General features: G+C 64.8%; 24 protein-coding genes. 4 read left to right on the forward strand and 20 right to left on the reverse strand.

Annotation, left to right across the window (positions count from 1 at the left end; all coding sequences use genetic code 11):
• Positions 1-3: 3 nt before the first annotated feature.
• The 8 genes from HPS01S_RS09565 to HPS01S_RS09600 all read right to left on the reverse strand — a co-directional run bounded on the left by HPS01S_RS09565 (position 4) and on the right by HPS01S_RS09600 (position 7,474).
• Positions 4-753, reverse strand: a complete 750-nt coding sequence (locus HPS01S_RS09565; protein ID WP_066154533.1) for a GNAT family N-acetyltransferase — start codon at positions 751-753, stop codon at positions 4-6.
• 18 nt (positions 754-771) lie between these two features.
• The gene (gene moaE, locus HPS01S_RS09570; protein WP_066154536.1) at positions 772-1,245 is read right to left on the reverse strand and encodes a molybdopterin synthase catalytic subunit MoaE; all 474 of its coding nucleotides are present in this window, start codon (positions 1,243-1,245) and stop codon (positions 772-774) included.
• 2 nt (positions 1,246-1,247) lie between these two features.
• Positions 1,248-1,499, reverse strand: a complete 252-nt coding sequence (gene moaD, locus HPS01S_RS09575; RefSeq protein ID WP_066154539.1) for a molybdopterin converting factor subunit 1 — start codon at positions 1,497-1,499, stop codon at positions 1,248-1,250.
• Positions 1,496-2,785: a molybdopterin molybdotransferase MoeA gene (locus HPS01S_RS09580; RefSeq protein WP_066154542.1), complete on the reverse strand. Its 1,290-nt coding sequence runs from the start codon at positions 2,783-2,785 to the stop codon at positions 1,496-1,498. Before HPS01S_RS09580 ends, moaD begins: the two co-directional genes overlap by 4 nt.
• Before the next feature lie 46 nt (positions 2,786-2,831).
• Positions 2,832-3,365 carry a molybdopterin-guanine dinucleotide biosynthesis protein B gene (gene mobB / locus HPS01S_RS09585; RefSeq protein WP_066154545.1) on the reverse strand — a complete coding sequence of 178 codons (534 nt, stop codon included), beginning with the start codon at positions 3,363-3,365 and terminating at the stop codon, positions 2,832-2,834.
• Between the two features lie 20 nt (positions 3,366-3,385).
• On the reverse strand, positions 3,386-4,816 hold the full coding sequence (gene thrC, locus HPS01S_RS09590) for a threonine synthase (RefSeq protein ID WP_066154548.1): 1,431 nt from the start codon (positions 4,814-4,816) through the stop codon (positions 3,386-3,388).
• A gap of 1 nt (position 4,817) precedes the next feature.
• On the reverse strand, positions 4,818-6,140 hold the full coding sequence (locus HPS01S_RS09595) for a homoserine dehydrogenase (RefSeq protein ID WP_066154551.1): 1,323 nt from the start codon (positions 6,138-6,140) through the stop codon (positions 4,818-4,820).
• A gap of 101 nt (positions 6,141-6,241) precedes the next feature.
• Positions 6,242-7,474: a pyridoxal phosphate-dependent aminotransferase gene (locus HPS01S_RS09600; protein ID WP_066154554.1), complete on the reverse strand. Its 1,233-nt coding sequence runs from the start codon at positions 7,472-7,474 to the stop codon at positions 6,242-6,244.
• 27 nt (positions 7,475-7,501) lie between these two features.
• Here HPS01S_RS09600 and HPS01S_RS09605 point away from each other — a divergent pair, with 27 nt between their 5' ends.
• The 3 genes from HPS01S_RS09605 to HPS01S_RS09615 all read left to right on the forward strand — a co-directional run bounded on the left by HPS01S_RS09605 (position 7,502) and on the right by HPS01S_RS09615 (position 10,499).
• Positions 7,502-7,993 (forward strand): Mth938-like domain-containing protein, encoded by a 492-nt coding sequence (locus HPS01S_RS09605; protein WP_307173601.1) that lies wholly within the window; start codon positions 7,502-7,504, stop codon positions 7,991-7,993.
• Positions 7,994-8,123: 130 nt separating this feature from the next.
• A complete protein-coding gene (locus tag HPS01S_RS09610; protein ID WP_066154557.1) occupies positions 8,124-8,600 on the forward strand; it encodes a peroxiredoxin in 477 nt (158 codons plus the stop codon).
• Between the two features lie 159 nt (positions 8,601-8,759).
• Positions 8,760-10,499, forward strand: coding sequence for a PhoH family protein (locus tag HPS01S_RS09615; protein WP_066154561.1), 1,740 nt, complete (start codon positions 8,760-8,762; stop codon positions 10,497-10,499).
• A 71-nt stretch (positions 10,500-10,570) separates the two neighbouring features.
• Here the strand turns inward: HPS01S_RS09615 and dnaB are convergent, their stop codons facing one another.
• From dnaB to HPS01S_RS09660, 9 genes are all read right to left on the reverse strand, one after another.
• The gene (dnaB, locus tag HPS01S_RS09620) at positions 10,571-12,013 is read right to left on the reverse strand and encodes a replicative DNA helicase (protein WP_174545240.1); all 1,443 of its coding nucleotides are present in this window, start codon (positions 12,011-12,013) and stop codon (positions 10,571-10,573) included.
• A gap of 174 nt (positions 12,014-12,187) precedes the next feature.
• Positions 12,188-12,640 carry a 50S ribosomal protein L9 gene (gene rplI / locus HPS01S_RS09625; protein ID WP_066154565.1) on the reverse strand — a complete coding sequence of 151 codons (453 nt, stop codon included), beginning with the start codon at positions 12,638-12,640 and terminating at the stop codon, positions 12,188-12,190.
• Positions 12,641-12,653: 13 nt separating this feature from the next.
• Positions 12,654-12,935, reverse strand: coding sequence for a 30S ribosomal protein S18 (gene rpsR, locus HPS01S_RS09630; RefSeq protein ID WP_066154570.1), 282 nt, complete (start codon positions 12,933-12,935; stop codon positions 12,654-12,656).
• 12 nt (positions 12,936-12,947) lie between these two features.
• Entirely contained in the window at positions 12,948-13,253 is a 306-nt protein-coding gene (gene priB, locus HPS01S_RS09635) for a primosomal replication protein N (RefSeq protein ID WP_066154572.1), read from the reverse strand.
• 9 nt (positions 13,254-13,262) lie between these two features.
• A complete protein-coding gene (gene rpsF / locus HPS01S_RS09640) occupies positions 13,263-13,652 on the reverse strand; it encodes a 30S ribosomal protein S6 (RefSeq protein WP_066154575.1) in 390 nt (129 codons plus the stop codon).
• A gap of 151 nt (positions 13,653-13,803) precedes the next feature.
• Positions 13,804-15,915, reverse strand: coding sequence for a sodium:solute symporter family protein (locus HPS01S_RS09645; protein ID WP_066154577.1), 2,112 nt, complete (start codon positions 15,913-15,915; stop codon positions 13,804-13,806).
• Between the two features lie 3 nt (positions 15,916-15,918).
• On the reverse strand, positions 15,919-16,179 hold the full coding sequence (locus tag HPS01S_RS09650) for a DUF4212 domain-containing protein (protein ID WP_066154581.1): 261 nt from the start codon (positions 16,177-16,179) through the stop codon (positions 15,919-15,921).
• A gap of 152 nt (positions 16,180-16,331) precedes the next feature.
• On the reverse strand, positions 16,332-16,907 hold the full coding sequence (locus HPS01S_RS09655; protein ID WP_066154584.1) for a tetratricopeptide repeat protein: 576 nt from the start codon (positions 16,905-16,907) through the stop codon (positions 16,332-16,334).
• Positions 16,907-17,200 carry a hypothetical protein gene (locus HPS01S_RS09660; protein ID WP_066154750.1) on the reverse strand — a complete coding sequence of 98 codons (294 nt, stop codon included), beginning with the start codon at positions 17,198-17,200 and terminating at the stop codon, positions 16,907-16,909. The genes HPS01S_RS09655 and HPS01S_RS09660 overlap by 1 nt, the downstream gene beginning before the upstream one ends.
• Before the next feature lie 164 nt (positions 17,201-17,364).
• Here HPS01S_RS09660 and HPS01S_RS09665 point away from each other — a divergent pair, with 164 nt between their 5' ends.
• A complete protein-coding gene (locus tag HPS01S_RS09665) occupies positions 17,365-19,230 on the forward strand; it encodes a putative nucleotidyltransferase substrate binding domain-containing protein (RefSeq protein WP_218016593.1) in 1,866 nt (621 codons plus the stop codon).
• A 21-nt stretch (positions 19,231-19,251) separates the two neighbouring features.
• On the opposite strand, the gene HPS01S_RS09670 is transcribed toward HPS01S_RS09665, so the two are convergent.
• The 3 genes from HPS01S_RS09670 to HPS01S_RS09680 are packed head-to-tail and all read right to left on the reverse strand — an operon-like array spanning position 19,252 to position 24,577.
• On the reverse strand, positions 19,252-21,447 hold the full coding sequence (locus tag HPS01S_RS09670; protein WP_066154587.1) for a 3'-5' exonuclease: 2,196 nt from the start codon (positions 21,445-21,447) through the stop codon (positions 19,252-19,254).
• Complete coding sequence (locus HPS01S_RS09675; RefSeq protein ID WP_066154590.1) at positions 21,444-21,818, reverse strand: response regulator transcription factor; 375 nt, start codon at positions 21,816-21,818, stop codon at positions 21,444-21,446. The genes HPS01S_RS09670 and HPS01S_RS09675 overlap by 4 nt, the downstream gene beginning before the upstream one ends.
• A complete protein-coding gene (locus HPS01S_RS09680; protein WP_066154593.1) occupies positions 21,815-24,577 on the reverse strand; it encodes an ATP-binding protein in 2,763 nt (920 codons plus the stop codon). The genes HPS01S_RS09675 and HPS01S_RS09680 overlap by 4 nt, the downstream gene beginning before the upstream one ends.
• Position 24,578: the final 1 nt, after the last annotated feature.

Raw genomic sequence — 24,578 nt, forward strand, 5'->3', positions numbered from 1 at the left:
GGCTTACCCTGCTCTCCAGTAGGCGTAAGACCAGGCGGTGGCCATGCCGGCGCGGCGGTAGAGCGCCAAGGCGGGCTCGTTGGAAGCGTCCACCTGCAGAAAGGCCCGGGTGATGCCCCGCCGCTGTGCCTCCAGCGCCATCGCGTGGATCATCCGCCCCGCCAGCCCCCGGCCCCTCTGGCGGGCGGCCGTGCGCAGGCCGTGCATGCTCAGCCAGCCCTGGGCATAACAGGCGGCGCCGCAGGCCAGGGTTTCGCCGCCCTGTCGCAGGCTGGCGAACAGCGTGCCCTCGGCGCGGGACAGCGCCTTCGAGCGGCTCGCGCCGTCCACCGGGTCCATGCCCTCGCCCAGAAACATGGCCATCCAGGCCGCATCAGGCCGCAGTTCCAGCGACACCCCGTCGGCGTGCGGCGCCAGCGCCAGCAGGCCATCCAGCACACCGGTCTGGGTCAGGGTGGGTTGTTCGCGCCGGAAGCCCTGGGCCCTGAGCTCGGGCCACCAGGGCTCGAACGCTGGCACCTCGGGCAGGCGCAACACCGGCCGCAAGCCGGCATCCCGGTAACGCTGCGCGATGGTGCCGATCAGCGCCGGGGGGTGGGCGCCATGGTGCAGTGGCACCGCACTGTGGGCGCGGCCAACCGTGCCGCGGTCCATGGGCAGCAGCCAGCCGTCGAGGGCCTCCACCCGCTCGGGTGCCACCGCGGTGAGCGTGGCGCGTTCGATGGCCTCGATGTCGGCGGCGGTCAGCGACATCGACACCCTGACCGCCCCTCAGGCGTTGTTCGAGGCGATGCCCCACTTGGCCAAAGCCGCGTCGTCGCTGACCCGCGCATCGACCCAGCGCGCGCCCTCGGGCGTCTGTTCCTTCTTCCAGAACGGCGCCTGGGTCTTGAGGTAGTCCATCAGGAACTCACAGGCCTGGAAGCTCTCGCCACGGTGGGCCGATGTCACGGCCACCAGCACGATCTGGTCCAGCGGCTGCAGCAGGCCGACGCGGTGGATGACCCGGGCGCCCAGGATGTCGAAGCGCTTGAAGGCCTCGTCGATCATCTGCTCGATGGACTTCTCCGTCATGCCCGGGTAATGCTCCAGCTCCAGGGTGCTGACGCTCTGGCCGTCGTTGCGGTCCCTGACGGTGCCCACAAACGTGCAGACCGCACCGACGCCCTTCTGGTCGGCCCGAAGCCGGGCGACCTCGGCGGACAGGTCGAAGTCTTCGGTCTGGATGCTGACGCGGGTGTTCATGCTCACCCTCCGGTGACGGGTGGGAAGAAGGCCACCTCGGATCCGTCGGTCAAGGCGATCGACTCGTCGGCCATGGTCTGGTTGACCGACACGCGCACCGCGCGGCCGCGCGCCAGCGCCTCGGCGTGGGCGCCACCACGTGCGATCAGTTCGTCGCGCAGCGCGGACAGCGTGGTCGCTGCGGTCTCGACAGATTCGCTGCCGGAGCCAATGGCCTCGCGGATGGAGGCGAAATAACGCAGCTGGATCTTCATGCGAGCAGGTCCGAAAGAGAGATGTAGTTCACGAGGTCGCCGCGCGCGATGGTGCTGCCGGCCGGGTTGTCCACCAGGCCGTCGCCCCACACTGTGGAGGTCAGCACGCCCGAGCTCTGGTTGGGGAACAGGTCCAGGCCGCCGTGGGCATTGCGGCGCACGCGCAGGAACTCGCGGCGCTTGTCGGCGCGCGGCAGGTCGAAATCGGCGCGCAGCTGCATGGTCTTGAAGGGAGGCTGGTATTCGGATTCTGCGGCCCCCTGCAACTTGAGCAGGAAGGGCCGCACCAGCAGCAGGAAGGTGACGTAACTCGACACCGGGTTGCCGGGCAGGCCGATGAAGTGGCAGTGCCCTTGAGCGTCTGCACCGGCCCCCGCATCGCGCCGCACCGTGCCATAGGCAAAGGGTTTGCCCGGCTTCATGGCGATCTGCCACAGGTCCAGGCTGCCCAGTTGTTGCACGGCGGGCTTGATGTGGTCTTCTTCGCCCACCGACACCCCGCCGCTGGTGAGGATGAGGTCGTGGTGATCGGCAGCGGTCTTGAGGGCGGCCAGCGTGGCCTCGCGCCTGTCGGGCACGATGCCCAGGTCGCTGACCTCGCACCCCAGGCGCTCCAGCAGCACGCGCAGGAAAAAGCGGTTGCTGTTGTAGATGGCGCCCGGTTTCATCTGTTCCGGCGGCACCTCGCCGGGCATGACCAGCTCGTCGCCGGTGGAGAACAGCGCCACCCGCGGCTTGGCCCTCACCCGCAGCTGTGCCGCGCCAATGCCCGCGGCCAGGCCCAGGCTCGCGGCCGACAGGCGCGTGCCGCGCGACAGCACGACGGCGCCACGGGTCACGTCTTCGCCCGCACAGCGGATCCATTGGCCAGGCCCGGGCACGGCGTCGATGTGCACAGCGCGGAAATCGCCACCGACCTCGCGCGTGTCTTCCTGCATCACGATGGCGTCCGCGCCAGGGGGCACCGGCGCACCCGTGAAGATGCGGGCGCAGGTGCCGGGTTCCAGCAGCTGCGCCGCGTGGCCGGCGGGGATGCGCTGGCTGACCGGCAGCACAACACCTTTTTCGGTGATGTCGGCCACGCGCACGGCGTAGCCGTCCATGGACGAGTTGTCCTGCGGCGGCACGTGCAGCGCCGACACCAGGTCATCCGCCAGCACACGCCGGTCGGCCAGCACAGTGGCCAGGGTTTCGGTGGCCGCGAGCGGTGCCGCGCGCGAAAGCAGGTCGGCCAGCGCGGCGTCCAGCGCCATCAGGGGTTTGCGGGCAGGTTGGGGAGCGTTCATGGTCTTGGAGGCACCGCCCCGGCCGATAGGGCCAACGCAGTGGCGATCAAACGTAGGCTTCGGGGTCGTAGTCGAAACGGTCCCCATTGTCGACCAGCCAGGCCGCCACCGCATCGGGGTCGTCCAGATCCAGCCGCGGACGCAGGGTGTCCTCGGGCAAAGCATCGGCCAATGGCAGGGCGATGGCCGCCACGAAGGGGTCGTCCGGGTACCGGACCGGTTGGGCGGTGGCTGCGCGCCAGACCTCGATCTTGAGCAGGTTGCTGTCGCGCCAGCCCTCGACCAGCACCCAGTCCACCCCGGGGTGCAGCGCCGGGATCAGGTCGTGCACCGAGCGCTCCTGGGGCCGTTCGAAGCTGCGCTGCAGCACCAGCCGCTCGGGCGATGCAGCCAGCACCTCGTAGGCGCCGGCCTCCCGGTGGCGCCAGGTGTCCTTGCCGGGCTGGTCGGTTTCCAGCCCGCAGTGCGCGTGCTTCATGACCGACACGCGCAGACCCCGCGCCTTGAGGGCCGGGATCAGGCGTTCGATCAGCGTGGTCTTGCCTGCACCCGACGATCCAGCGAAACCGACGACCTTCATGGGGTCTTCCGGGCGGCCCGTCAGACCGGGCAGTGGTCGGTGATGTAGCGCTTGACCGCGACCGCGTCCGCGCCCATCACCTGCACACGCTTGGGCAAGGCTTCGATGCCGTCGAACTTGGCCGGCCGCTCGGGATCGCGGCCCAAGGCTTCACGGATGGTCTCGGCGAACTTGATCGGCAGCGCCGTCTCCAGCACCACCACGTTCTCGCCCGCCTGGCGCAATTCGCGCGCCACCTTCACGCCGTCGGCGGTGTGGGTGTCGATCATCACACCGTGTTGCTCGAAGGTGGCCTTGATGGTGGCCAGGCGGTTGGCGTGCGTGCTCTTGCCGCTGGCAAAGCCGTAGCGGCTGGCCGCCTGAGCGAACAGCGGGTCGCTGCCCAGGTCGAAGCGGCCATGCAGGCGCAGCTCGTCGTCGAACAGGTTCTTCGTGCGCGCAGCGTCGCGACCCAGCAGGTCGAACACGAATCGCTCGAAGTTGCTGGCCTTCGAAATGTCCATCGACGGGCTGGAGGTCTCGTAGGTGTCGGCGCTGCCGCGCACGCGGTAGGTGCCGGTGCGGAAGAACTCGTCAAGCACGTCGTTCTCATTGGTCGCGACGATCAGGCGACCGATCGGCAGGCCCATCTGGCGCGCGACATGGCCGGCGCAGACGTTGCCGAAGTTGCCAGAGGGCACGGCAAAGCTCACCTTTTGTTCGTTGGACCTCGTCGCGTAGAAGTAGCCGGCAAAGTAGTAGACCACCTGGGCCAGCAACCGCGCCCAGTTGATCGAGTTGACCGTGCCGATCTTGTACTTGCGCTTGAAGTCCAGGTCGTTGGACACGGCTTTGACGATGTCCTGGCAGTCGTCGAACACGCCTTCCACCGCGATGTTGTGGATGTTCGGGTCCATCAGGCTGAACATCTGCGCCTGCTGAAAAGCGCTCATGCGGCCGTGCGGGCTGAGCATGAACACGCGCACGCCCTGTTTGCCGCGCATCGCGTACTCGGCAGCGCTGCCAGTGTCGCCCGAGGTCGCGCCCAAGATGTTGAGCTGCTCGCCACGGCGCGCCAGTTCGTACTCGAACAGGTGGCCCAGCAGTTGCATGGCCATGTCCTTGAAGGCCAGGGTCGGGCCATTGGACAGCGCCTCAAGCTGCAGACCGTCTTCCAGCTTCGTCAGCGGCACGATCTCTTTCGTGCCAAAAACGTCGGCCGTGTAGGTCTTGGCGCAAAGCGCTTTCAGGTCGTCGGCCGGAATGTCGTCGATGTAGAGCGACAGCACCTCGAAGGCAAGCGCAGCATAGCCTTGCTCGGCCAGCACGGCGCGCCAGCGGGTCAGTGTGGCTGCGTCGACCTGCGGATAGGCCTCGGGCAGGTAGAGACCACCGTCGGGCGCCAGACCTTCGAGCAGGATTTCGCAGAAGCGCTTGCGGTCCGGGTGGCCGCGGGTCGACAGGTACAGCATCTCAGTTCAGCTCTTCCTTGCGGATGCGGGTGATGGGCGCCAGCACGCTGGGCAGGCCCTGCATTTGCGCGATCACATCGTTCATGGTGCCTTCGCGCGTGTCGTGCGTCAGGATGATCAGGTCGGTCGAGGTCGCCCCCTCTCCACCCACTTCGTCGGCCTCGCGCTGCAGCACCGCGTCGATGCTCACACCGGCGCCGGCCAGCAAGCCGGTCACCTGAGCCAGCACGCCGGCCTGATCGGCCACGCGCAGACGCAGGTAGTAACTGGTCACGACCTCGCTCATGGGCAGCACGACGGCATCACTCATGGCATCGGGCTGGAAGGCCAGGTGCGGCACGCGATTGAGCGGATCGGCGGTGTGCAGGCGGGTGATGTCCACCAGGTCGGCGATCACGGCCGAGGCGGTCGGTTCGCTGCCGGCACCCTTGCCGTAGTACAGAGTGGTACCCACGGCATCGCCGTTCACCACCACCGCGTTCATCGCACCCTCCACGTTGGCAATCAGCCGTTTCGCCGGCACCAGACTGGGGTGCACGCGCAGTTCCACGCCCTTGTCGGTGCGCTTGGTGATGCCCAGCAGCTTGATGCGGTAGCCCAGCTGCTCGGCATAACGGATGTCGGCCGCACCCAGCTTGGTGATGCCTTCCACGTAGGCCTTGTCGAACTGGACCGGAATACCGAAGGCGATGGCGCTCATCAGCGTCGCCTTGTGGGCGGCGTCGACCCCTTCGATGTCGAAGGTCGGGTCGGCTTCGGCATAGCCCAGGCGCTGGGCTTCTTTCAGCACCACGTCGAAGTCCAGGCCCTTGTCACGCATCTCGGACAGGATGAAGTTCGTCGTGCCGTTGATGATGCCAGCGATCCACTGGATGCGGTTGGCTGTCAGGCCTTCGCGCAGCGCCTTGATGATGGGGATGCCACCTGCCACGGCCGCCTCGAAGGCCACCATCACGCCCTTGGCCGACGCAGCCGCAAAGATCTCGGTGCCATGCACGGCCAGCAGCGCCTTGTTGGCGGTGACCACGTGCTTGCCAGCGGCAATCGCTTCGAGCACCAGCGCGCGGGCAATGCCGTAGCCGCCAATCAGCTCGATCACGATGTCGATGTCGGGGTTGGCGATCACGGCGCGGGCGTCGTTCACCACCTTGACGTCCGGACCCACGATGGACTGTGCACGCGCCACGTCCAGGTCCGCCACCATGGTGATCTCAATGCCGCGACCGGCACGGCGCTGAATCTCTTCCTGGTTGCGCTGAAGCACATTGAACGTGCCGCTGCCCACGGTGCCGATGCCCAGCAGGCCTACTTGGATGGGTTTCATGCTTGACTCATTTCCAACAAAAACTCGGGCGCTGTCCGCCCTGTCCGATAGTGACAGCCGGTCGCTCGGGCATTGATGACATTGCCCGGCACCATTGATGATCAGTCGTCTGTGCCGTGGCGATGGCGCCACTGTTCCAGGAACTTGGCCAGGCGGTCGATGGCCTCGCGCAAATCGTCTTCGTGCGGCAGGAACACGATGCGGAAATGCTGGTTGTCCGGGTAGTTGAAGCCCGACCCCTGCACCAGCATCACGCGGGTCGCCCGCAGCACTTCCATGAAAAACTGCCGGTCGTCCTCGATCGGATAGACCTTGGGATCGAGCCGGGGAAACATGTACAGCGCCGCCTGCGGCTTGACGCATGTCACGCCCGGGATCGCGGTGATCAGTTCGTAGGCCAGATCGCGCTGGCGACGCAGGCGCCCGCCTTCCTTGACCAGGTCGTTGATGCTCTGATATCCACCGAGAGCCGTCTGGATCGCCCACTGCCCCGGCACGTTGGAGCCGAGCTTGAGGTTGGCCAGCATGTTCAGGCCTTCGATGAAGTCCTTGGCGATCTCCTTCGGACCCGACAACACCATCCAGCCGGCGCGATATCCGCAGGACCTGTAGGCCTTGGACAGCGAATTGAACGTCAGGGTCAGCACATCAGTGGACAGACTCGCCATCGCGGTGTGCTTCACACCTTCGTACAGCACCTTGTCGTACACCTCGTCGGCCAGCAGCACCAGACCGAACTCACGGGCCAGCGCCACGATGCCCTTGAGCAGCTCGTCGCTGTAGAGCACACCGGTGGGGTTGTTCGGGTTGATGACCACGATTCCCTTCGTGCGCGGCGTGATCTTGGCACGCATGTCCGCCAGGTCCGGCTGCCAGCCGTTGCTTTCGTCGCAGCGGTAGTGCACCGGTGTGCCTCCGGAGAGGCTGGTCGCTGCCGTCCACAGGGGGTAGTCGGGCGACGGCACCAGCAGTTCATCGCCGTTGTCCAGCAGCGCATTGGCCGCCATCACAATCAGTTCGCTGGCACCATTCCCAAGGTAGATGTCGTCCAGCGTCACGCCCTGCACACCCTGCTGCTGGGTGTAGTGCATCACCGCCTTGCGCGCGGCGAAGATACCCTTGCTGTCCGAGTAACCCGCCGAGTTCGGCAGATTTCGGATCATATCCTGCTGGATTTCCTCGGGGGCGTCAAAACCGAACGGCGCCAGGTTGCCGATGTTCAGCTTGATGATTTTCTGGCCCTCGTCCTCCATCTGCTTGGCCGCGTCGACGATCGGGCCCCGAACGTCGTAGAGCACATTGGCCAGCTTGGCGGATTTCTGGATCGGTTTCAAAGTCCCTCCGGACAGATGAGGCAAGGTGTGGACGGTTACGGGCAGGCGCACGCTAAGATCGCGACCTCTTCGGGGAAAACCCATAATTTGACCACAGTTCTCCTGCGCACCTCGTCCCCGACAGACGCCACCGACCCGATGAAACTTCATGCAGACAAGCCTGACCAGTTGTCAGTCACCGCCCATGGCGACGGATGGATCGCAGTCAATGGCGAGCGGTACAGCTCCAGCGTGGTGCTGCTGGCTTCGGGAACCGTTCGCCCCTGGGGCGTGGCACGCCTTGATGAACTCACTGCCGAGCATTTTTCGGAACTCATAGGGGGCGATGGCCCTCCTCCTGAATTGGTGCTGCTCGGGTCCGGCACCAGACTTCGTTTTGTGGCTCCCGCCCTGCTGCGGCCGCTCATTGAACAACGCATTGGCGTGGAAACCATGGACACCCCGGCCGCCTGCCGAACCTTCAACATCCTCGCAGGCGAAGGCCGGCGCGTGGTGGCGGCCCTGCTGATCGAAGCCTGACGCCCGAACCCGCGTTCGGGGTAAAATAGCCGATTGTTTTCCCACCGCTGCCAGAGAGCGGCTGTCGCCCAGGGAGGGCGACGGGAAGACCAACGCATCTCCACCAACCTACGTCAGGGGTCCACGCAGCATGGCAGTCGTTGTCAACAAACCCATTCCCGAATTTGAAGCCATGGCCACCGGCGGCATCAAGGTCAGCAACCAGTCGCATGTGGGCCAGACGGTGGTTCTGTATTTTTACCCCAAGGACAACACGCCTGGTTGTACCACCGAGGCCATGCAGTTCCGCGACAAGTACAAGGATTTCGTCAAGGCGGGTGCGCAGGTGTTTGGCGTTTCCCGAGACAACATGAAGTCGCACGACGACTTCAAGGCCAAACTGGAGCTTCCGTTCGAGCTGATTGCCGACACGGAAGAAAAGATGTGCCACATGTTCGGCGTGGTCAAGAACAAGATCATGTACGGCAAGAAGGTCAAGGGCATTGAGCGCAGCACCTTCCTGATCGGCGCCGATGGCGTACTCAAGCAGGAATGGCGTGGCCTGAAGGTTCCGGGCCATGTGGAAGAAGTGCTGAAGGCTGTCAAGACCCTCAAGAAGGCCGCCTGAACGCGATTCGGGAGCGTCATTTCAGTCGTGCATAATGGGTTCATGACCCAGGTCAGACTGATTGAACATACGCCTCTTCGATTGCCTTGCGTCACGCAAAGCCGCCCGGTTTTCCTGGCGGCTTTTTCGTTTTCCGGTCCGCGCTGAACCTTCGCCCACATGCCACTGCCCCCTGCTCCATCCAAACGTGCCGCCCTGCTTGCTCCTGAGGCCTACAACCTGAAAGCCGGCGAGGACAGCTTCGACGAATTCCCAGCCTCTGCGCCTGCCGTGCCTCCACATCAGGAGTCCCGCCAGGCCAAGGCTTCGCCCCCCTCTGCCCCAGCAGACGCAAAAAAGAAGCCGAAAGCCGCGGCGCCCAGCACTCGCACAGCATCTGTGCCATCCATTGTTGAGAAGGTGGTCGCAGCTACACCGTCGACACCGAGTACAGACAGACAGCCGACGGCGGCAGAAGTCTCGGCCGAACCGGTGCGCCGCCGTGCGGCCAAAACAACGGCGTCCAGCGGCCCGGCCCGGCTGTTTGTGCTGGACACCAACGTTCTGTTGCATGACCCGATGAGCCTGTTCCGGTTTGAGGAACACGACATCTTCCTGCCGATGATCGTGCTCGAAGAGCTCGATGGTCACAAGAAAGGCATGACCGAAGTCGCGCGCAATGGCCGCCAGACCAGCCGCACGCTCGACGCACTCGCAGCCCAGACCGGCGGCGACATGACCAAAGGCCTGAAGCTCTCGGCCACCGGCAATGCCTCCGCTCGTGGCCTGCTCTTCTTCCAGACGGAACCTCTGGACACACAACTGCCGACCAGCCTGCCTCAGGGCAAGGCAGACAACCAGATTCTGGGTGTGGTGCAGGCGCTGCGCGACAAGCACCCGCAGCGCGAAGTCATTCTGGTGTCCAAAGACATCAACATGCGGGTCAAGGCCCGCGCCCTCGGTCTCGCCGCGGACGACTACCAGAACGACAAGACGCTGGACGATGGCGAGCTGCTGTACTCGGGCGCTCTGGCGCTGCCGCAGGACTTTTGGACCCGCCAGAGCAAGACCATCGAAAGCTGGCAGAGTGGTAGCCATACCTTCTACCGCGTGAGCGGGCCGGCGGTCACACAGTTCCACATCAACCAGTTTGTCTATTTTGAAGCGCCGGGCGAGCCCTCCCTCTACGCGCGAGTGACCGAGATCCGCGACAAGACAGCCGTTCTCAAGACCCTCAAGGACTACACGCACCTCAAGAATGCGGTCTGGGGCGTCACCAGCCGAAACCGCGAGCAGAACTTCGCACTCAACCTGCTGATGGACCCGGAGATCGACTTCGTCACCCTGGCCGGCACCGCCGGGACCGGCAAAACGCTGATGGCCCTAGCCAGCGGCCTCACCCAGGTACTGGACGATCGCCGCTACACTGAGATCATCATGACCCGTGCCACCGTCAGCGTGGGTGAGGACATCGGTTTTCTGCCTGGGACCGAGGAAGAGAAGATGGGCCCCTGGATGGGGGCACTGGACGACAACCTCGAATTTCTGGCCAAGGGCGATGCCGGTGGCGCTGGCGAATGGGGACGAGCCGCCACCAACGAACTGATCCGCAGCCGCATCAAGGTCAAGAGCATGAACTTCATGCGCGGCCGCACCTTCATGAACAAGTACGTCATCATCGACGAGGCGCAGAACCTGACGCCCAAGCAGATGAAGACCCTGATCACCCGCGCCGGCCCGGGCACCAAAATCATCTGCATGGGCAATCTGGCCCAGATCGACACGCCCTACCTGACCGAAGGTTCGTCGGGCCTGACCTACGCGGTGGACCGCTTCAAGGGTTGGCCGCACGGGGGGCACATCACCCTGGCGCGCGGCGAGCGCTCGCGACTGGCCGACTTCGCCTCCGAGGTCTTGTAAGGAGGCCGGCACACACATGAAAAAAGCCCGACTCTGTCGGGCTTTTTTCATGAATGCGTGGGCATTCGCTATCAGTAGTCGTCCCCTCCCATGCCACTTCCCGCCAGCGTCTCGAAGCGGGTGAGCATGTTCAGGAAGGCGAGCTTCACTGTCCCCGTCGGGCCATTGCGCTGCTTGCCAATGATGATCTCGGCCACGCCCGGCTCCTTGCAGGTTTCGCGGTTGTAGTACTCATCACGGTAGATGAACATGATGATGTCCGCATCCTGTTCGATGGCCCCGGATTCGCGCAGGTCGGACATCATGGGACGTTTGTCGGTTCGCTGCTCCACCGAGCGGTTGAGCTGGGACAACGCAATCACCGGACACTGCAGCTCCTTGGCCAGCATCTTCAGGCCCCGCGAGATTTCACCGAGTTCGGTTGCCCGGTTGTCACCGCCCGAGGTACTGGAGCCGCTCATCAGCTGAAGGTAGTCGACCACGATCAACCCGAGCTTGCCGCATTGGCGTGCCAGACGTCTTGCGTTGGCGCGCAACTCGCTGGGCGTGAGGCCCGGGGTTTCGTCGATGTGCAGCGACACATTGCGCAGCTTCTCGATCGCCTCGGTCAGACGCGGCCACTCGTCGTCGGTCAGCTTGCCTGTGCGCAGATGCCCCTGGTTGATGCGGCCTATGGAACCAACGATACGAACCGCCAGCTGGGATGCGCCCATTTCCATGGAGAACACCGCCACCGGCAGTCCTTCATTGAGCGCCACGTGCTCGGCGATATTGATGGCGAATGCGGTCTTGCCCATGGATGGCCGTGCCGCCAGCACCACCAGATCGCCGGCCTGCAAACCCGAGGTCATGCGGTCTAGGTCGATGAAGCCGGTGGGTACGCCTGTGATGTCGTTGGGGTTGTCAGCCATCTCCTGCACACGGTCCAGCAGGTCCACCACCAGGGTGTCCATGCCCTGGAAGCCCTCCTTCATCCGCGAGCCTTCCTCGCCGATCTTGAAGATCTTCTGCTCCGCCTCGTCCAGGATCTTGGCGACCGGCCGTCCCTGCGGGTTGAACGCGTTGGTGGCAATCTCGTCGCTGGCTGCAACCAGTTTGCGCAGGATGGCGCGCTCGCGAACGATCTCGGCGTAGCGCCGGATGTTGGCCGCGCTGGGCACGTACTGCGCGAGCGAATTGAGGTAAGCCAGACCACCCGCCTCGTCGGCCTTACCCAGGTTCTGCAGGTGCTCGTACACCGTCACCACGTCGGCGGGCTTGCTGGCGTTGACCAGTGCCGCAATGGCCGAAAACGTCAGGCGATGCTCGTAGCGGTAGAAGTCCGAGTCGTTGATCAGGTCGGCCACGCGGTCCCAGGCGCCGTTGTCCAGCAGAAGCCCACCCAGAACACTGGACTCCGCCTCGATGGAGTGCGGGGGCACCCGCAGCTGGGCCAGTTGCTGGTCTGGGGCGAAACTCACTTCGTCCAGTCCAGCGTCAAAAGAAGAAAACGGAGTGGAAAAGACGTCTGCCATGGCGATCCTGTGAATCTTGAAATGGTACGCCCGACCCACCACGCTGTCATGGGACAAGTCTGTGGACAAAGCGTGCAAAGTCTGGGGATGGCGAAGGAAAACCCCGCGCAAGAAAAAAAGGCCGCTGACCCGAAGGCAGCGGCCTTTGCGGGACGGCGGCGGCCGTCCGGAAGATCAGGCGGTTTCGCCCAGCACCGTGACGGCCACGTCGACCGTGACGTCGGTGTGGAGGTTCACGCTGACGGTGTACTCGCCCACGGTCTTGAGCGGACCATTGGGCATGCGCACCTGGGACTTCGCCACGGCAAAGCCCTGCTTGTTCAGTTCTTCGGACACGTCGTGGTTGGTGACGGAACCGAACAGGCGGCCGTCCACGCCGGCCTTCTGGCTCAGCTTCAGGTTCACGCCGGCGATCTTCTCACCCAGGGCCTGGGCTTCGGCGAGCTTGGCGGCGGCGGCCTTCTCCAGATCGGCGCGGCGGGCCTCGAACTCGGCCACGGCGGCTTGCGTGGCGCGGCGTGCACGACCGGCGGGGATCAGGAAGTTGCGGGCATAGCCGTCCTTGACCTTGACCACATCGCCCAGGGCGCCGAGGTTGACAACTTTGTCGAGCAGAATGATTTGCATGTGAATCTCCCTATCAGACGCGATGCTGGTCGCTGTACGGCAGCATGGCCAGGAAGCGGGCGCGCTTGATGGCGGTGGTCACCTGGCGCTGGTAGATCGCGCGGGTGCCGGTCAGGCGGGCGGGAATGATCTTGCCGTTTTCAGAGATGAAGTCGCGCAGGACGTCCACGTCCTTGTAGTCGACTTCTTCCACACCGGCGACGGTGAAGCGGCAGAAGCGCTTGCGCTTGAACAGCAGCGATTGGGTGTTGCGCTTGGGGCGCTTGTCTTTGTTGAAACGTTTCGGTGCAGCCATGATGGGCCTTTCCTATGTCTTGCTGAAATCTTGGATATGGAACACAACGCCTTTGCCGTTGCGCGAGTTGGCCATGAAGCCCTGAAACCTGCCTACCATCTCAAGGCTTTGCCTTGAGAGCGTCTCGGCCAACGCACCGAATGCGACAGCCTTGAGTTGCAGCTTCACGCTTCGCGGGACATCCAATTCGGTGACCGTGGACTCATGCTCCAGCACGAGATTGACGGCGGGTATGCCAGCTGGTGTGTAGCGCAGGCTCTGGACCTGCACCACGGTGGCCGACAGTTCAAACCGGTTGATGTCCGTTGGCGACGTCACGCTCCGGAATCAGGCCTCGGCGCGCTGTTCGCGGCCTTCGCGCTGCTCGGGCGCGGCCAGCTTGCGGGCTTCCTCGCGCTCGACCGCCTTCATCATGCTGGAAGGACCAGTTTCGGCCTTCTTCTTCTGCACGGTCAGGTGGCGCAGCACGGCGTCGTTGAACTTGAACGCGTGTTCCAGCTCGCTCATCACGGCCTGGTCAGCCTCGATGTTGACGCACAGGTAGTGTGCCTTGGACAGCTTGTTGATCTGGTAGGCCAGTTGGCGGCGACCCCAGTCTTCAACGCGATGGATCTTGCCACCACCGGTGGTGATCATGCCCTTGTAGCGCTCCAGCATGGCCGGAACTTGTTCGCTTTGATCCGGGTGGATCAGCAAAACGATTTCGTAATGACGCATGGACTCTCCTTGTGGATGAAAAACAGCCGCCCCCGGCGTCAACACGGGGTGCGGCAAGGCGAAGCCCATGATTCTAACAAAAAAGCGGGCCGCAAGTGCGACCCGCCCTGGCCCCCTCGCGCCGGGCATGCCGGCGGGAGGGTGAGAACGATCAGCCGAGCTTCAGATTCGGATAGCGAACGTGCTCCACCAGCTCCTGAATCTTTCGACTCGGCGCCGGCGTGATCAGGCTGACCACAATGATCACCAGGAAACCTACCGGTACCCCGAAGACGCCAGCCGAGATCGGCTGGATGCCATACCAGAGTTCAACCGGCGAGGTCACACCGAAGATCCCGCGAAGCCAAGGCTGGGTGGTCATCATGTAGTAGAAAGTGATACCGAGACCCGCCACCATACCCAGCGAGGCCGCAATGCCCGTGGCGCGCTTCCAGAAGATGCCGAGGACCAGGGCCGGGAAGAACGCCGCGGCAGCGAACGAAAAGGCCGCAGACACCAGGAACAGGATGTCCGCCGGTTTCTGCGCCGCGACGTAGGCTGCCGCCAGCGCGACGATCAGCAGCAGCATCTTCGAGATGGTCACCCGACGGGCCGTCGAAGCGTTCGGGTCGATCATCTTGTAGTACAGGTCGTGCGACAGCGCGTTGGCGATCGTCAGCAGCAGGCCATCAGCCGTCGACAGCGCAGCGGCCAGACCACCCGCCGCCACCAGGCCCGAGATCACGTATGGCAGGCCACCGATTTCGGGGGTTGCCAGCACCACGATGTCGCCGCCGATGTTCATCTCGTTGAGCTGCAGGATGTTGTCCTTATTGACGTCAGCAACAGACAACAAGGATGGATCCACCTTGTTCCACGCGGCCACCCACTGCGGCAACTGGTCGAATGGCGTTCCCACCAACACATGGAACACCTCGTATTTGACCAGCACCGCGAGCGCCGGCGCCGTGAAGTACAGCAGGAAGATGAAGAACAGCGACCAGGTCACCGACTGGCGGGCCTCCTTCACGCTGGGGACCGTGTAGTACCGCATGAGGATGTGGGGCAAGGCGGCCGTACCGATCATCAGGCAGAAGATCAGAGCCAGGAAGTTGCGTCGGGACTCGTCGTACGCCTTCTGGGCTTTCTCGTCGCCGTTCGGATCGCCCGAGAACTGTGCTGCGTGGGCAGGCATACCGTTGAGCGGTTTGGCCTTGTTTTCAGCGGCCGTCTTCGCGGCGGTCCAGGCCTTCTTGGCAGCCGCTTCGTCCTTGGGCACCCCAGCCAGGGCCTTCTCGGCCGCACCAATGTCGGCGGCGGGGGCATTGGCAGCACGCAGCTCGGCCAGCTTGGCCTCGGCAGCGGCCTTGTCCGCGGCCAGCGCGTTGGCGGGATCCTTGAGCTTGGCATCCAGATCGGCGGCGCGCTTCTTGTAGATCTCGCGCACCTCGAGTTCCTTGGCGTCGTTGATCAGCAGCTTTTCCTTGGCCGTGACCTTCTCCAGCTGGAAGCCATAGATCGCCTGCGGCACGGGCACGCTGGTCTGTTTCACCGACAGCCAGACGACAGGGATCATGTACGCAATGATCAGGATGATGTACTGGGCCACCTGGGTCCAGGTCACCGCACGCATGCCACCCAGGAACGAGCACACCAGAATGCCGCCGAGACCCAGGAAGACCCCGAGTTCGAAGGCCACACCCGTGAGGCGCGAGGTGATGATGCCCACGCCGTAGATCTGTGCCACCACGTAGGTGAAGGAGCAGAGGATGGCGGCGAAGATGCCCAGGAAACGCGGCAGGTTGCCGCCGTAGCGTTCACCCAGGAAGTCTGGAATGGTGAACTGCCCGAACTTGCGCAGATACGGCGCCAGAAACAGCGCCACCAGGCAGTAGCCGCCCGTCCAGCCCATGATGAACGCCAATCCGCTGTAGCCCGTGAGGTACAGCGTGCCGGCCATGCCGATGAACGACGCCGCCGACATCCAGTCGGCGCCGGTCGCCATGCCGTTGTAGACCGCGGGCACCCGGCGCCCCGCCACGTAGTACTCGGCAGCGTCCGTCGTGCGGCTCATGATGCCGATGCCGGCGTACAGACCGATGGTCGCGAGAAGGAAGATGAAGCCGATCCATTCGCGGGACAGTCCCATCTGCTCAAGGATGGCCAACGTGATCACAAAGACAAAAAAGCCCCCCGTGTACCACTTGTAAACCTTGTTGAGCTGCTGCTTGAAGGCCTTGTTGGAGCCTCCGGCAGCGCCTGCAGTTTCAAACATGCCTGCCATGGTTCACTCCTCGGATTCTTCGACACCGTGCTCGATGTCAAGGCGGTTCATGTACCAAGCGTAGTACCCGATGATCAGGCAGTACACCACCAGCGCACCCTGCGCGCCCATCCAGAAGCTGAACGGCCAACCGAAGAAGTTGAAGTTCAGGTCACGGGCGAAGTAGCTCACAACGAAGGTCACCACGAACCAGATTGCTAGCAATATGGCGGTGATGTTCAGGTTTTTCCGCCAGTATCGGCGGTGGTTCTCAGTCAATTCCATGGCATCGACCTCTTTTCAAGAACACCCTTTCGGGCAGATCACGGGCGCCACCCGTCTCCTTCCGGTGGCCTGCAACCGACCCGTGCGTGAGCAAACTCGCGTCACTGCACCTGCGCCAGGAAAATGACTGCCGGCATGTCGCCGGCAGGCACTCAGGTCGGGGCAACACCCAGACCCGTCTCGCGTTCGAGCTGTGCCGCCACTTTCGGCTCGAACTTTTTGAGATGGCGAATGATCTTCGCCGCCTCTTCGGGCTCTTGCCGGTCAACATGAACCCTGGCCAGTTGGTACCAGCCGTAGGGACTCATGGGTTGCAATTCGGTGTTCTTGCGCAGAGCCACCACGGCGTCGTCGAAACGGCGCAGGCGGATCAGGCACAGCGCCAGGCCGTACCAGGCGCGATCCAGTTGGGGGTCGATGTCGGTGGCCCGACGAAAGGCCTCTTCGGCCTGCTCCAGCCGTCCCACCTCTTCCCGCAGAAATCCCAGGTTGAACCAGGCCGAAGCCTGACGCGGCTGCACGCTGACCAGCCGTTCGATCGAGTCAATGGCGCCGGACTTGTCCCCCAGTTCGGCCTGCAGATGGGCTCGGGTCGCCAGGGCATAGGCGTTGTCCGGACGCGAAGCCAGATGGCGCTCGATGCGGGTCAGGGCCTGCGTTTTCTGTCCAGCCAGCAACAGCAGACGGACCTGCCATCGCACATACCCGTCTTCGAAGGATCCCTTCATCAGCACAATTGCACCCCGATCTTCACGCAATGGGAGATCTTGGCCACGGTCGCTCCCGCCCATACCAGCCCCAACAACAGAAACGCCACCAGAGGGTGGTGGCGTTCAAGCACGAAACGTGGCGTGATGAAGCGAGCTAGCAGCACAAAGGGCCGCCCGATCTGTTCGAGCACCTGGTAGAACAGGTTGGTCGATTTGCGCTCCCCCGCAAGCAGCCCAAGCACCCATTGCCCGAACAACGCCATGAGGGCAATTTCGGCAATCAGTTTGATCGCGAGAATGAGCGTCAACATGTAAGGATCGTGTAACGGTGAGCCCATTCTGATTTGGCAACTTACCAACTCCTTACAAACCTGCCCTGCAAGAGCACCCCCCGGTCAAACACGGAGAGGGTTTTCCCTGATCCACCCCGGCCCGGATGTAGGATCGATTCATCTCGTCACACAATCGTTGCGCCATGGACCACGCATCTTCCTCTTCCTGCTTGCTGGCCCGCGCGCTGGAGAACCACCGGGTTTTGGGCATGCTGGCGCCACCGACGCGGTCTTCCCTCTCAAAAGCCCTGATCCCGGTTCAGGCGTCGGCCGGCGAGCGGCTGACCGGAGGCGAGCGGTTCGGGGAGCACCTCTACTGGCTGATCGAAGGCCAGGCGCAACTGCTCGATGCGGATGGCGACGGGGTGCTGGATCTGCAGGCTGGGGACCTGTTCGGCCTTGGCCTCGGCGATGCGCTGGGCATCTGCGGTGCCAGGGCCACAACAGCCGTCACCTGCGCCCGGCTGGACGCACTCACGGTGCAGACCCTGTGCCGAGAAACACCTGGTCTGACCTATTTCCTTGGCAGCCTCCCCGGCGCCTCCAGGCCAGTACCCGGCGGCCGGGCTGGTGGTGGCGGGCCGAGCGACCCCGCACTCAACCTCATGACCACGCCGGTCCGAGCCCTGATCAAGCGCGAGCCGGTCGCGCTGTCACCGCAGACCAGCATCCGCGAAGCGGCCCAGGCGATGAGCGACCAGCGCGTGTCCTCGGTGCTGATCACTGAGCAGGGCCTGCTGTTCGGCCTCATCACCGACCGCGACCTGCGCAACCGCGTGATCGCGGCCGGGCTCGACACCGCGCGCCCCATCGCCGACATCGCCACTCTCGCGCCCATGAGCATCGATGTGCACAGCCCGGCGTTTGACGCCCTGCTGCTGATGGCGCGCCACAACATCCACCACGTGCCGGTGCTCGACGGCCAGCGCATCGTGGGCATGATCACCGCCACCGACCTGACCGAGCAGCACAGCACCTCGGCGGTCTACCTGGCGGGCGACATCTACAAGCAGACCACGCTCGATGGCCTGCAGGCCGTGGCCAGCAAGGTCCGGCGCCTGCAGCAGAACCTGGCCGCGGCCGAGGCCTCGGCCCACAGCACCGGCCACATCGTCACCGCCATCACCGACGCGATCACCTGCCGGCTGCTGCAGCTGGGCGAGGCGCAGCTCGGACCGGCCCCGGTCGACTATGTGTGGGTGGCGGCGGGTTCGCAGGCCCGCAGCGAGCAGACCGCCAAGTCCGACCAGGACAACTGCATGGTGCTCGACGATGCCTACGACGAGGTGCGGCACGGGGTCTATTTCAAGGCCCTGTCGACCTTCGTCTGCGACGGGCTTGACGCCTGCGGCTACGTCCACTGTCCGGGCGAGATGATGGCAATGACGGACGAGTGGCGGCAGCCTCGGCGCAAGTGGATGGAGTACTTCGCGCGCTGGACCGGCCAGCCCGATCCAAAGTCGCTGATGCTGACCTGTGTGTTCTTCGACCTGCGCGCCATCCACGGCAACATGGAGATGCTCGACAAGCTGCGGCAGGACGTTCTGCAGCGCACCCAGGGCAACAGCATCTTTCTGGCCTACATGGTCGGCAACGCGCTCCAGCACCAGCCGCCGCTGGGCATGTTCAAGGGCCTCACCACCATCCGCAGTGGTGAACACAAGGGAACCATAGACCTCAAACACAGCGGCATCGTTCCCATCGTCGATCTGGCCCGCGTCTATGCGCTCGCGGGTGGCGACAGCGCCGTCAACACGCACGACCGCCTGCTCGGCGCGGCAGCGGGTGGCGCCATCAGCGAGCAGAGCGCCCGCGACCTGCGCGACGCTCTGGAGTTCCTGGCCTTTCTGCGCATCCAGCACCAGTCGCGCCAGATTACCGCGGGCCAGAACCCCGACAACTTCCTCAACCCCGACGAGATCTCCAATTTCGAGCGCGCCCAGCTCAAGGATGCGTTCGCCGTGGTGGCCTCGCTGCAGGGCGTGCTGGCCCAGCGGTACAGGATGTGAAGCCCCTGCACCGCGCCGGCATCAGTACCTGATCCGGGCGTAGTAGGTCTTCTGCGCGGCTTCGCGCGCCTGGCCCAGGGTATGGATGCCCTTTTCGGCCAGCAGCGGAATCAGCTTGAGGAACACCTCGGCCGTCACCATGGCGTCGCCCATCGCGGTGTGGCGGCCGATGACGGTGACGTTGAAACGCTCCGCGATCGCTTCCAGGCGGTGCGAGTCCTGGTTCGGGTGGATGACCGCCGACAGCAGCAGCGTGTCCAGCACCGGCTGGTCGAACACCACGCCGGTCTGTCCTTCCTTGAGCTGCAGGAAGCGCATGTCGAACGCTGCGTTGTGCGCCACCAGCACCGTGTCCTGCGCGAAGGCGTGGAAGGCCGGCAGCACCTGGTCGATGGTCGGCTGGCCGATCACCATTTCGGGCTGGATGCCGTGGATCGGAATGGTGGCCGGCGGGATGGGCCGCTTCGGGTCCACCAGCTGTTCGAAGCACTCCTGCCGCAGCAGCTTGTTGTTCACCAGGCGCGCGGCACCGATCTGGATGATCTCGTCACCCTGCGACGGGTTCAGGCCCGTGGTCTCGGTGTCAAACACGGTGTAGGTCAGCTCGGTCAGCAGGCGGTCGTCCATTGAGCGCGTCTGCTCGGTAGTCTTGAACAGGTCGAAGTCGTAGTACTCGGGTCGGCTGTCGCTGCGTACGAAGGTGGCGGCGTCCACCTGTTCCTGCGGGCTGGCCAGCGGCAGCAGGAAGCGGAAGAAGGCCTGGTGGCGGATGCGCTCGCGCTCGAACCAGAAGGCGCCGTTGTGCCGCTCGACCACGTCGCGCACCGTCAGCCGCAGGGTCTCGTCCCCCACCTTCATCGGATCCATCTCCCAGCTCATCACGGTTTCGGTGCTCATGGCCTGGCCGCTCCAGATCAGGTCCAGCCAGGCCTTGCCCGCCGAGCCAGCGGCCGGCTGAAGGCGCAGCTGCACGAAGCGCACGTCGAACTCGTCGGACAGGCGCCCCGCCAGGTACGCCAGAGCCTGGATCAGCGAGAAGCTCTCGATCCGCAACCACAACCCGCCATCCACCTCGGCGGCCGACACCGGCACAGAGGTTGCCACCTCGATGCGCCTCAGAGCCGCCGTCACGAAGTCGACGCCCAGCATGTCCTCCAGCGGCCAGCGGGTCTTGAGGCTGTCGGCCGAACCGGCCTCCAGATCGCCAATGCGCCGGCTGAGGGCCGTCGTCTCGTCCCGGATCACACCCAGGAAACGCTCGCGCATGGCCGCATCCAGGTCGGGGTAGTCCAGCATGTCCAGCGCCGCCTGCATGTTGGCCAGCGCCGCCCGACTGCGCTCGGTCAGCGTGTGCAGCACCTGGTCCTTGGCCGCCTCGACCTCGAACTCGCGCGTGATGTTGTCCAGCATGAGCACGAAACCTGTCAATGCCGGGCTCGAGTCCTCGGCGCCACCGCCAGACGGCGCACGCACCGGCGCCATCTGCACCCGCAGCAGCTGCCCGGCAGGCGTGGTGGTGACGAACTGGGCCGAGGGTTGCGCGGCGCCGCGCGCCATGCGCTGCTGGATGTTCTCCAGCGCGTGCGCCACCAGCTTGCGGTCGAACACGCTGTAGACCGAACGCCCCAGCCCGATCAGCTCGGCGCCCCCGGCCACGCCCGGCGCCTGCGACAGCGCGCGGAACTGCATGCGCGCCCGGTTGTTGTAGAGCAGGATGCGCCCGTCCAGGTTGCACACCACCACGCTCTGGGTAAGTTCGGACATCAGCGCGGCCAGCCGGCTCTTTTCCTGCTCGATGCCGCGCGCCGCCTCGTGCACCTTGTGGTCCATCTCGCGGCGCAGGTCTTCCCGCTGCGCCACCAACTGGTTGAACAGGCCCACCAGCACCTTGGTTTCGGCATTGCCCTTGGGCGTGAGTGCGCGCACCACGTCGGTCTTGAGCAGCACCTGGGCCTCCTCGGCCAGCTGCACCGAGGGCGTCACCCACAGGTCGAACCAGCGCTTGAGGCCCCAGCCGATCACCCCCATGCCCGCCGCCCAGGTCAGCACGATCAGCACCAGCCGGTCGCCCACGGTCTGCAGCACCGCCTGGCGCTCCTGCGCCTCCATGGCAGAGCCGATGAGGCCGAAGGTCGCCCCCAGCCACAGCAAAGAGGCCACCGCGGCCGCGCCCAGCAACCACCACAGGCGCGGGTCGGTCTTCTTCTGAAGACTCATGCACCGCCTCCCAGCAGCTCCCGCACCTTCTGCACCAGCTCCTTGGTCGAGAACGGCTTGGTCATGTAGGCATTGGCGCCCAGCGCGAGGCCCTTGGCCACGTCGGTGTCGCGGCCCTTGGCCGTGAGCATGACGATCAGCGTGTCTCGCACGGCTTCGTGGGCGCGCACCTCGCAACAGACGTCGAAACCGGTCTTGATCGGCATCATCACGTCCAGCAGCACCAGTGCGGGACGTTCACGGACGATGGCGTCCATCGCTTCCTGGCCGTCGCGCGCCAGCACCACCTCGTAGCCCTCGCGCTTCATCAGGAACTCCAGCGAAATCAGGATGTTCGGTTCATCGTCGGCAATCAGGATCTTCGTGCTCATGTGTCTTGTCTCCTCTGTGGGCCTGTCTGTTCACCTCCGGCCACCACCGGCAGCGAGAACCCGAAGCAGGCGCCCTGCCCCGCCTCTGACCGCAGCCACATGCACCCGCCGAAATGCTCGACGATCTGGCGGCTGATCGGCAGCCCCAGCCCGGTGCCGCCAGGCCGGTAGTGTGCGTCGCCGGCCACCTGCCGGAACTTCTCGAACACCATGGCCTGCTGATCCGGCGGAATACCGGGGCCGTTGTCCTGCACCTCGATGCGCACGCGGCCGCCATCGCAGTCCAGGCGCAACACCACCTGTCCGTTCTCGCGCGGCGCGTACTTCAGCGCATTCGACAGAAGGTTCAGCACCACCTGGGTCAGGCGGTCGGCATCGGCCTCCACCAGGGGCACATGCTCGGCCAGCACCCGCTGCAGCAGCACGCCACGCTCCCGGTACATCTCGGCCATGCTGTCGGCCGCCTGCTCGGCCACCTCGCGCAGATCCACCTCGGCCACGGTCCACTCCGCATGCCCTGCCTCGATCTTGGCCATGTCCAGCACCTGGTTGACCAGGCGGCTCAGGCGCTCGGCTTCGGTCACGATGATGCCCAGGAACTGCTGCCGCTGCGCCAACTCCATGGCGTCATCGTCCCGCATGAGTTCCGACAGCGCCCTGATCGATGTCAAGGGCGTGCGCAGCTCGTGCGTCACCGATGACATGAAGTCGTCCTTGAGCCGGTCCAGACTTTTCAGCTTCTCGTTCGCCTCCCGCAGTTCGGTGGTGGCGCGCTCCAGGGACTGCGATTTCTCCTCCAGCGCCATCGAGTAGGCCCGCAGCTGCGAGGCCTCGTCCAAGATGCGCATGACGTCGTCGAGGTCGAGCTGTTCTTCCTCGGCCACCGAGGCCACCATCACCCGGGCCGAGGCGCTGCCGATGGCACCCGCCAGCTGGGTTTCCACAAACTGCACCAGCCGCGCGTCGGCCGGGATGTCGGCCACCTGTGCCACCCCGCGGTCGCGCGCATGGGCCTGCAGCAACTGCCCTGCCCGGGTGGGCCCCAGGAACCGGACCATCAGAGCCTGCAGGTCGGGCACCTGCGCCCTGCCCTGCCAGAACACCGGACGGGCACCCTCGGTGCGGTGGAACACGTCGACGAACAACAGGGCCTGGCTGGTCTCCGCCGCCGACGGGGCTCGCCAGAGCGACACCGCCACATAGGCCCCCACATTGGCCAGCAGGCTCCAGAACAGCGAATGGGTCAGGTTGTCGAGCCCGCTCAAGCCCAGAAAGGCCTCGGGTCTGAGCCATGTCCATCCGAACAGGCCGTGGTCCAGGAATCCGTCGGACAGCCAGCCCGACTTCGCCAGCGAAGGCAGCATCAGCGTGTAGGCCCAGAAGCCAAAGCCCAGCACCAGCCCCGCGAGCGCGCCTCGCTGCGTCCCGCCCTTCCAGTACATGCCGCCCAGCATCGCGGGGGCGAACTGTGCAACTGCGGCAAAGCTGATGAGGCCGATGCTCACCAGCGCGTAAGCCTCGCCCGCCAGGTGGAAATACAGGTAGCCCAGCAGCAGGATCAGAAGGATCGCCAGCCGCCGGATCTGCAGCAGCAGCCCGGTCAGATCGCTGGCCGAGCGCATGCCGACCCGGCGGCTGCGCAGCAGCATCGGCATCACCAGGTCGTTGCACAGCATGGTGGATACCGCGATGGCCTCGACGATCACCATGCCCGTGGCGGCCGACAGACCGCCCACGAAGGCCAGCAGCGCCAGACCGCTCTGGCCCTCGGACAGCGGCAGCGACAGCACGAAGGTTTCCGGGTCCATACGACCGGGGCCGAAATGCATCAGACCGCCGATGGCGATCGGCAGCACGAACAGGTTGATCAGCAACAGGTACAGCGGAAACACCCAGACCGCGCGGCGCAGGTGCTGCTCGCGAACGTTTTCCACCACCATGACCTGGAACTGGCGCGGCAGGAACAGCACCGACAGCATGGCCAGCAGGGTCTGTCCGGTCCACTGGGCGTAGGCGAAGGGCTGGCCCTGGTCGAACTGCAGCAGACGGTGGATGGCCCCCTGCGCCGCCGCCTGCGCGAACAAGTTCCCCAGCCCGTCGTACAGGCCGTAGGCGACGAACAGGCCCACCGCGAGAAACGCCACCAGCTTGACCACCGACTCGAAGGCGATCGCCGCCACCATGCCTTCGTGGCGTTCCGTGCTGTCCAGGTGCCGGGCGCCGAACACCATGGTGAAGCCGGCCAGCGCCAGCGCCACGTAAAGCGTGCTGTCGCGCCACCACTGTTGTGGCGGAGGCGCCGCCTCGCCCAGCGGGGAGGTCAGCACCGCATAACCGCTGGCAATCGCCTTGAGCTGCAGCGCGATGTAGGGAACGATGCCCACCAACGTGATCAGCGTCACCAGCCCGGCCAGCAGCGGGCTCTTGCCGTAGCGGCTGGCGATGAAATCGGCGATGGAGGTGATGCGGTAGGTGCGCGCGATGCGGATCATCTTGCGCACCACCATCCAGGCCAGCACCATGGCCAGCATGGGCCCCAGGTAGATCGGCAGGAACCACACGCCCGAACTGGCGGCGCGGCCGACGCTGCCAAAGTAGGTCCAGGCCGTGCAATAGACCGCCATCGACAGCGCATAGACCCAGGCGTTGCCGATGACCGAGCGCCCCGCCTGCGCGCGGCGGTCGCCCCAATAGGCCACCGCGAACAGCAGCAGCAGGTAGGCAAAGGAGACGCCGATGACCAGCGGGGCGGACAGCATG

This window comes from Hydrogenophaga pseudoflava NBRC 102511 (assembly GCF_001592285.1).
In the GTDB taxonomy this organism is placed as follows: Bacteria; Pseudomonadota; Gammaproteobacteria; order Burkholderiales; family Burkholderiaceae_C; genus Hydrogenophaga; species Hydrogenophaga pseudoflava.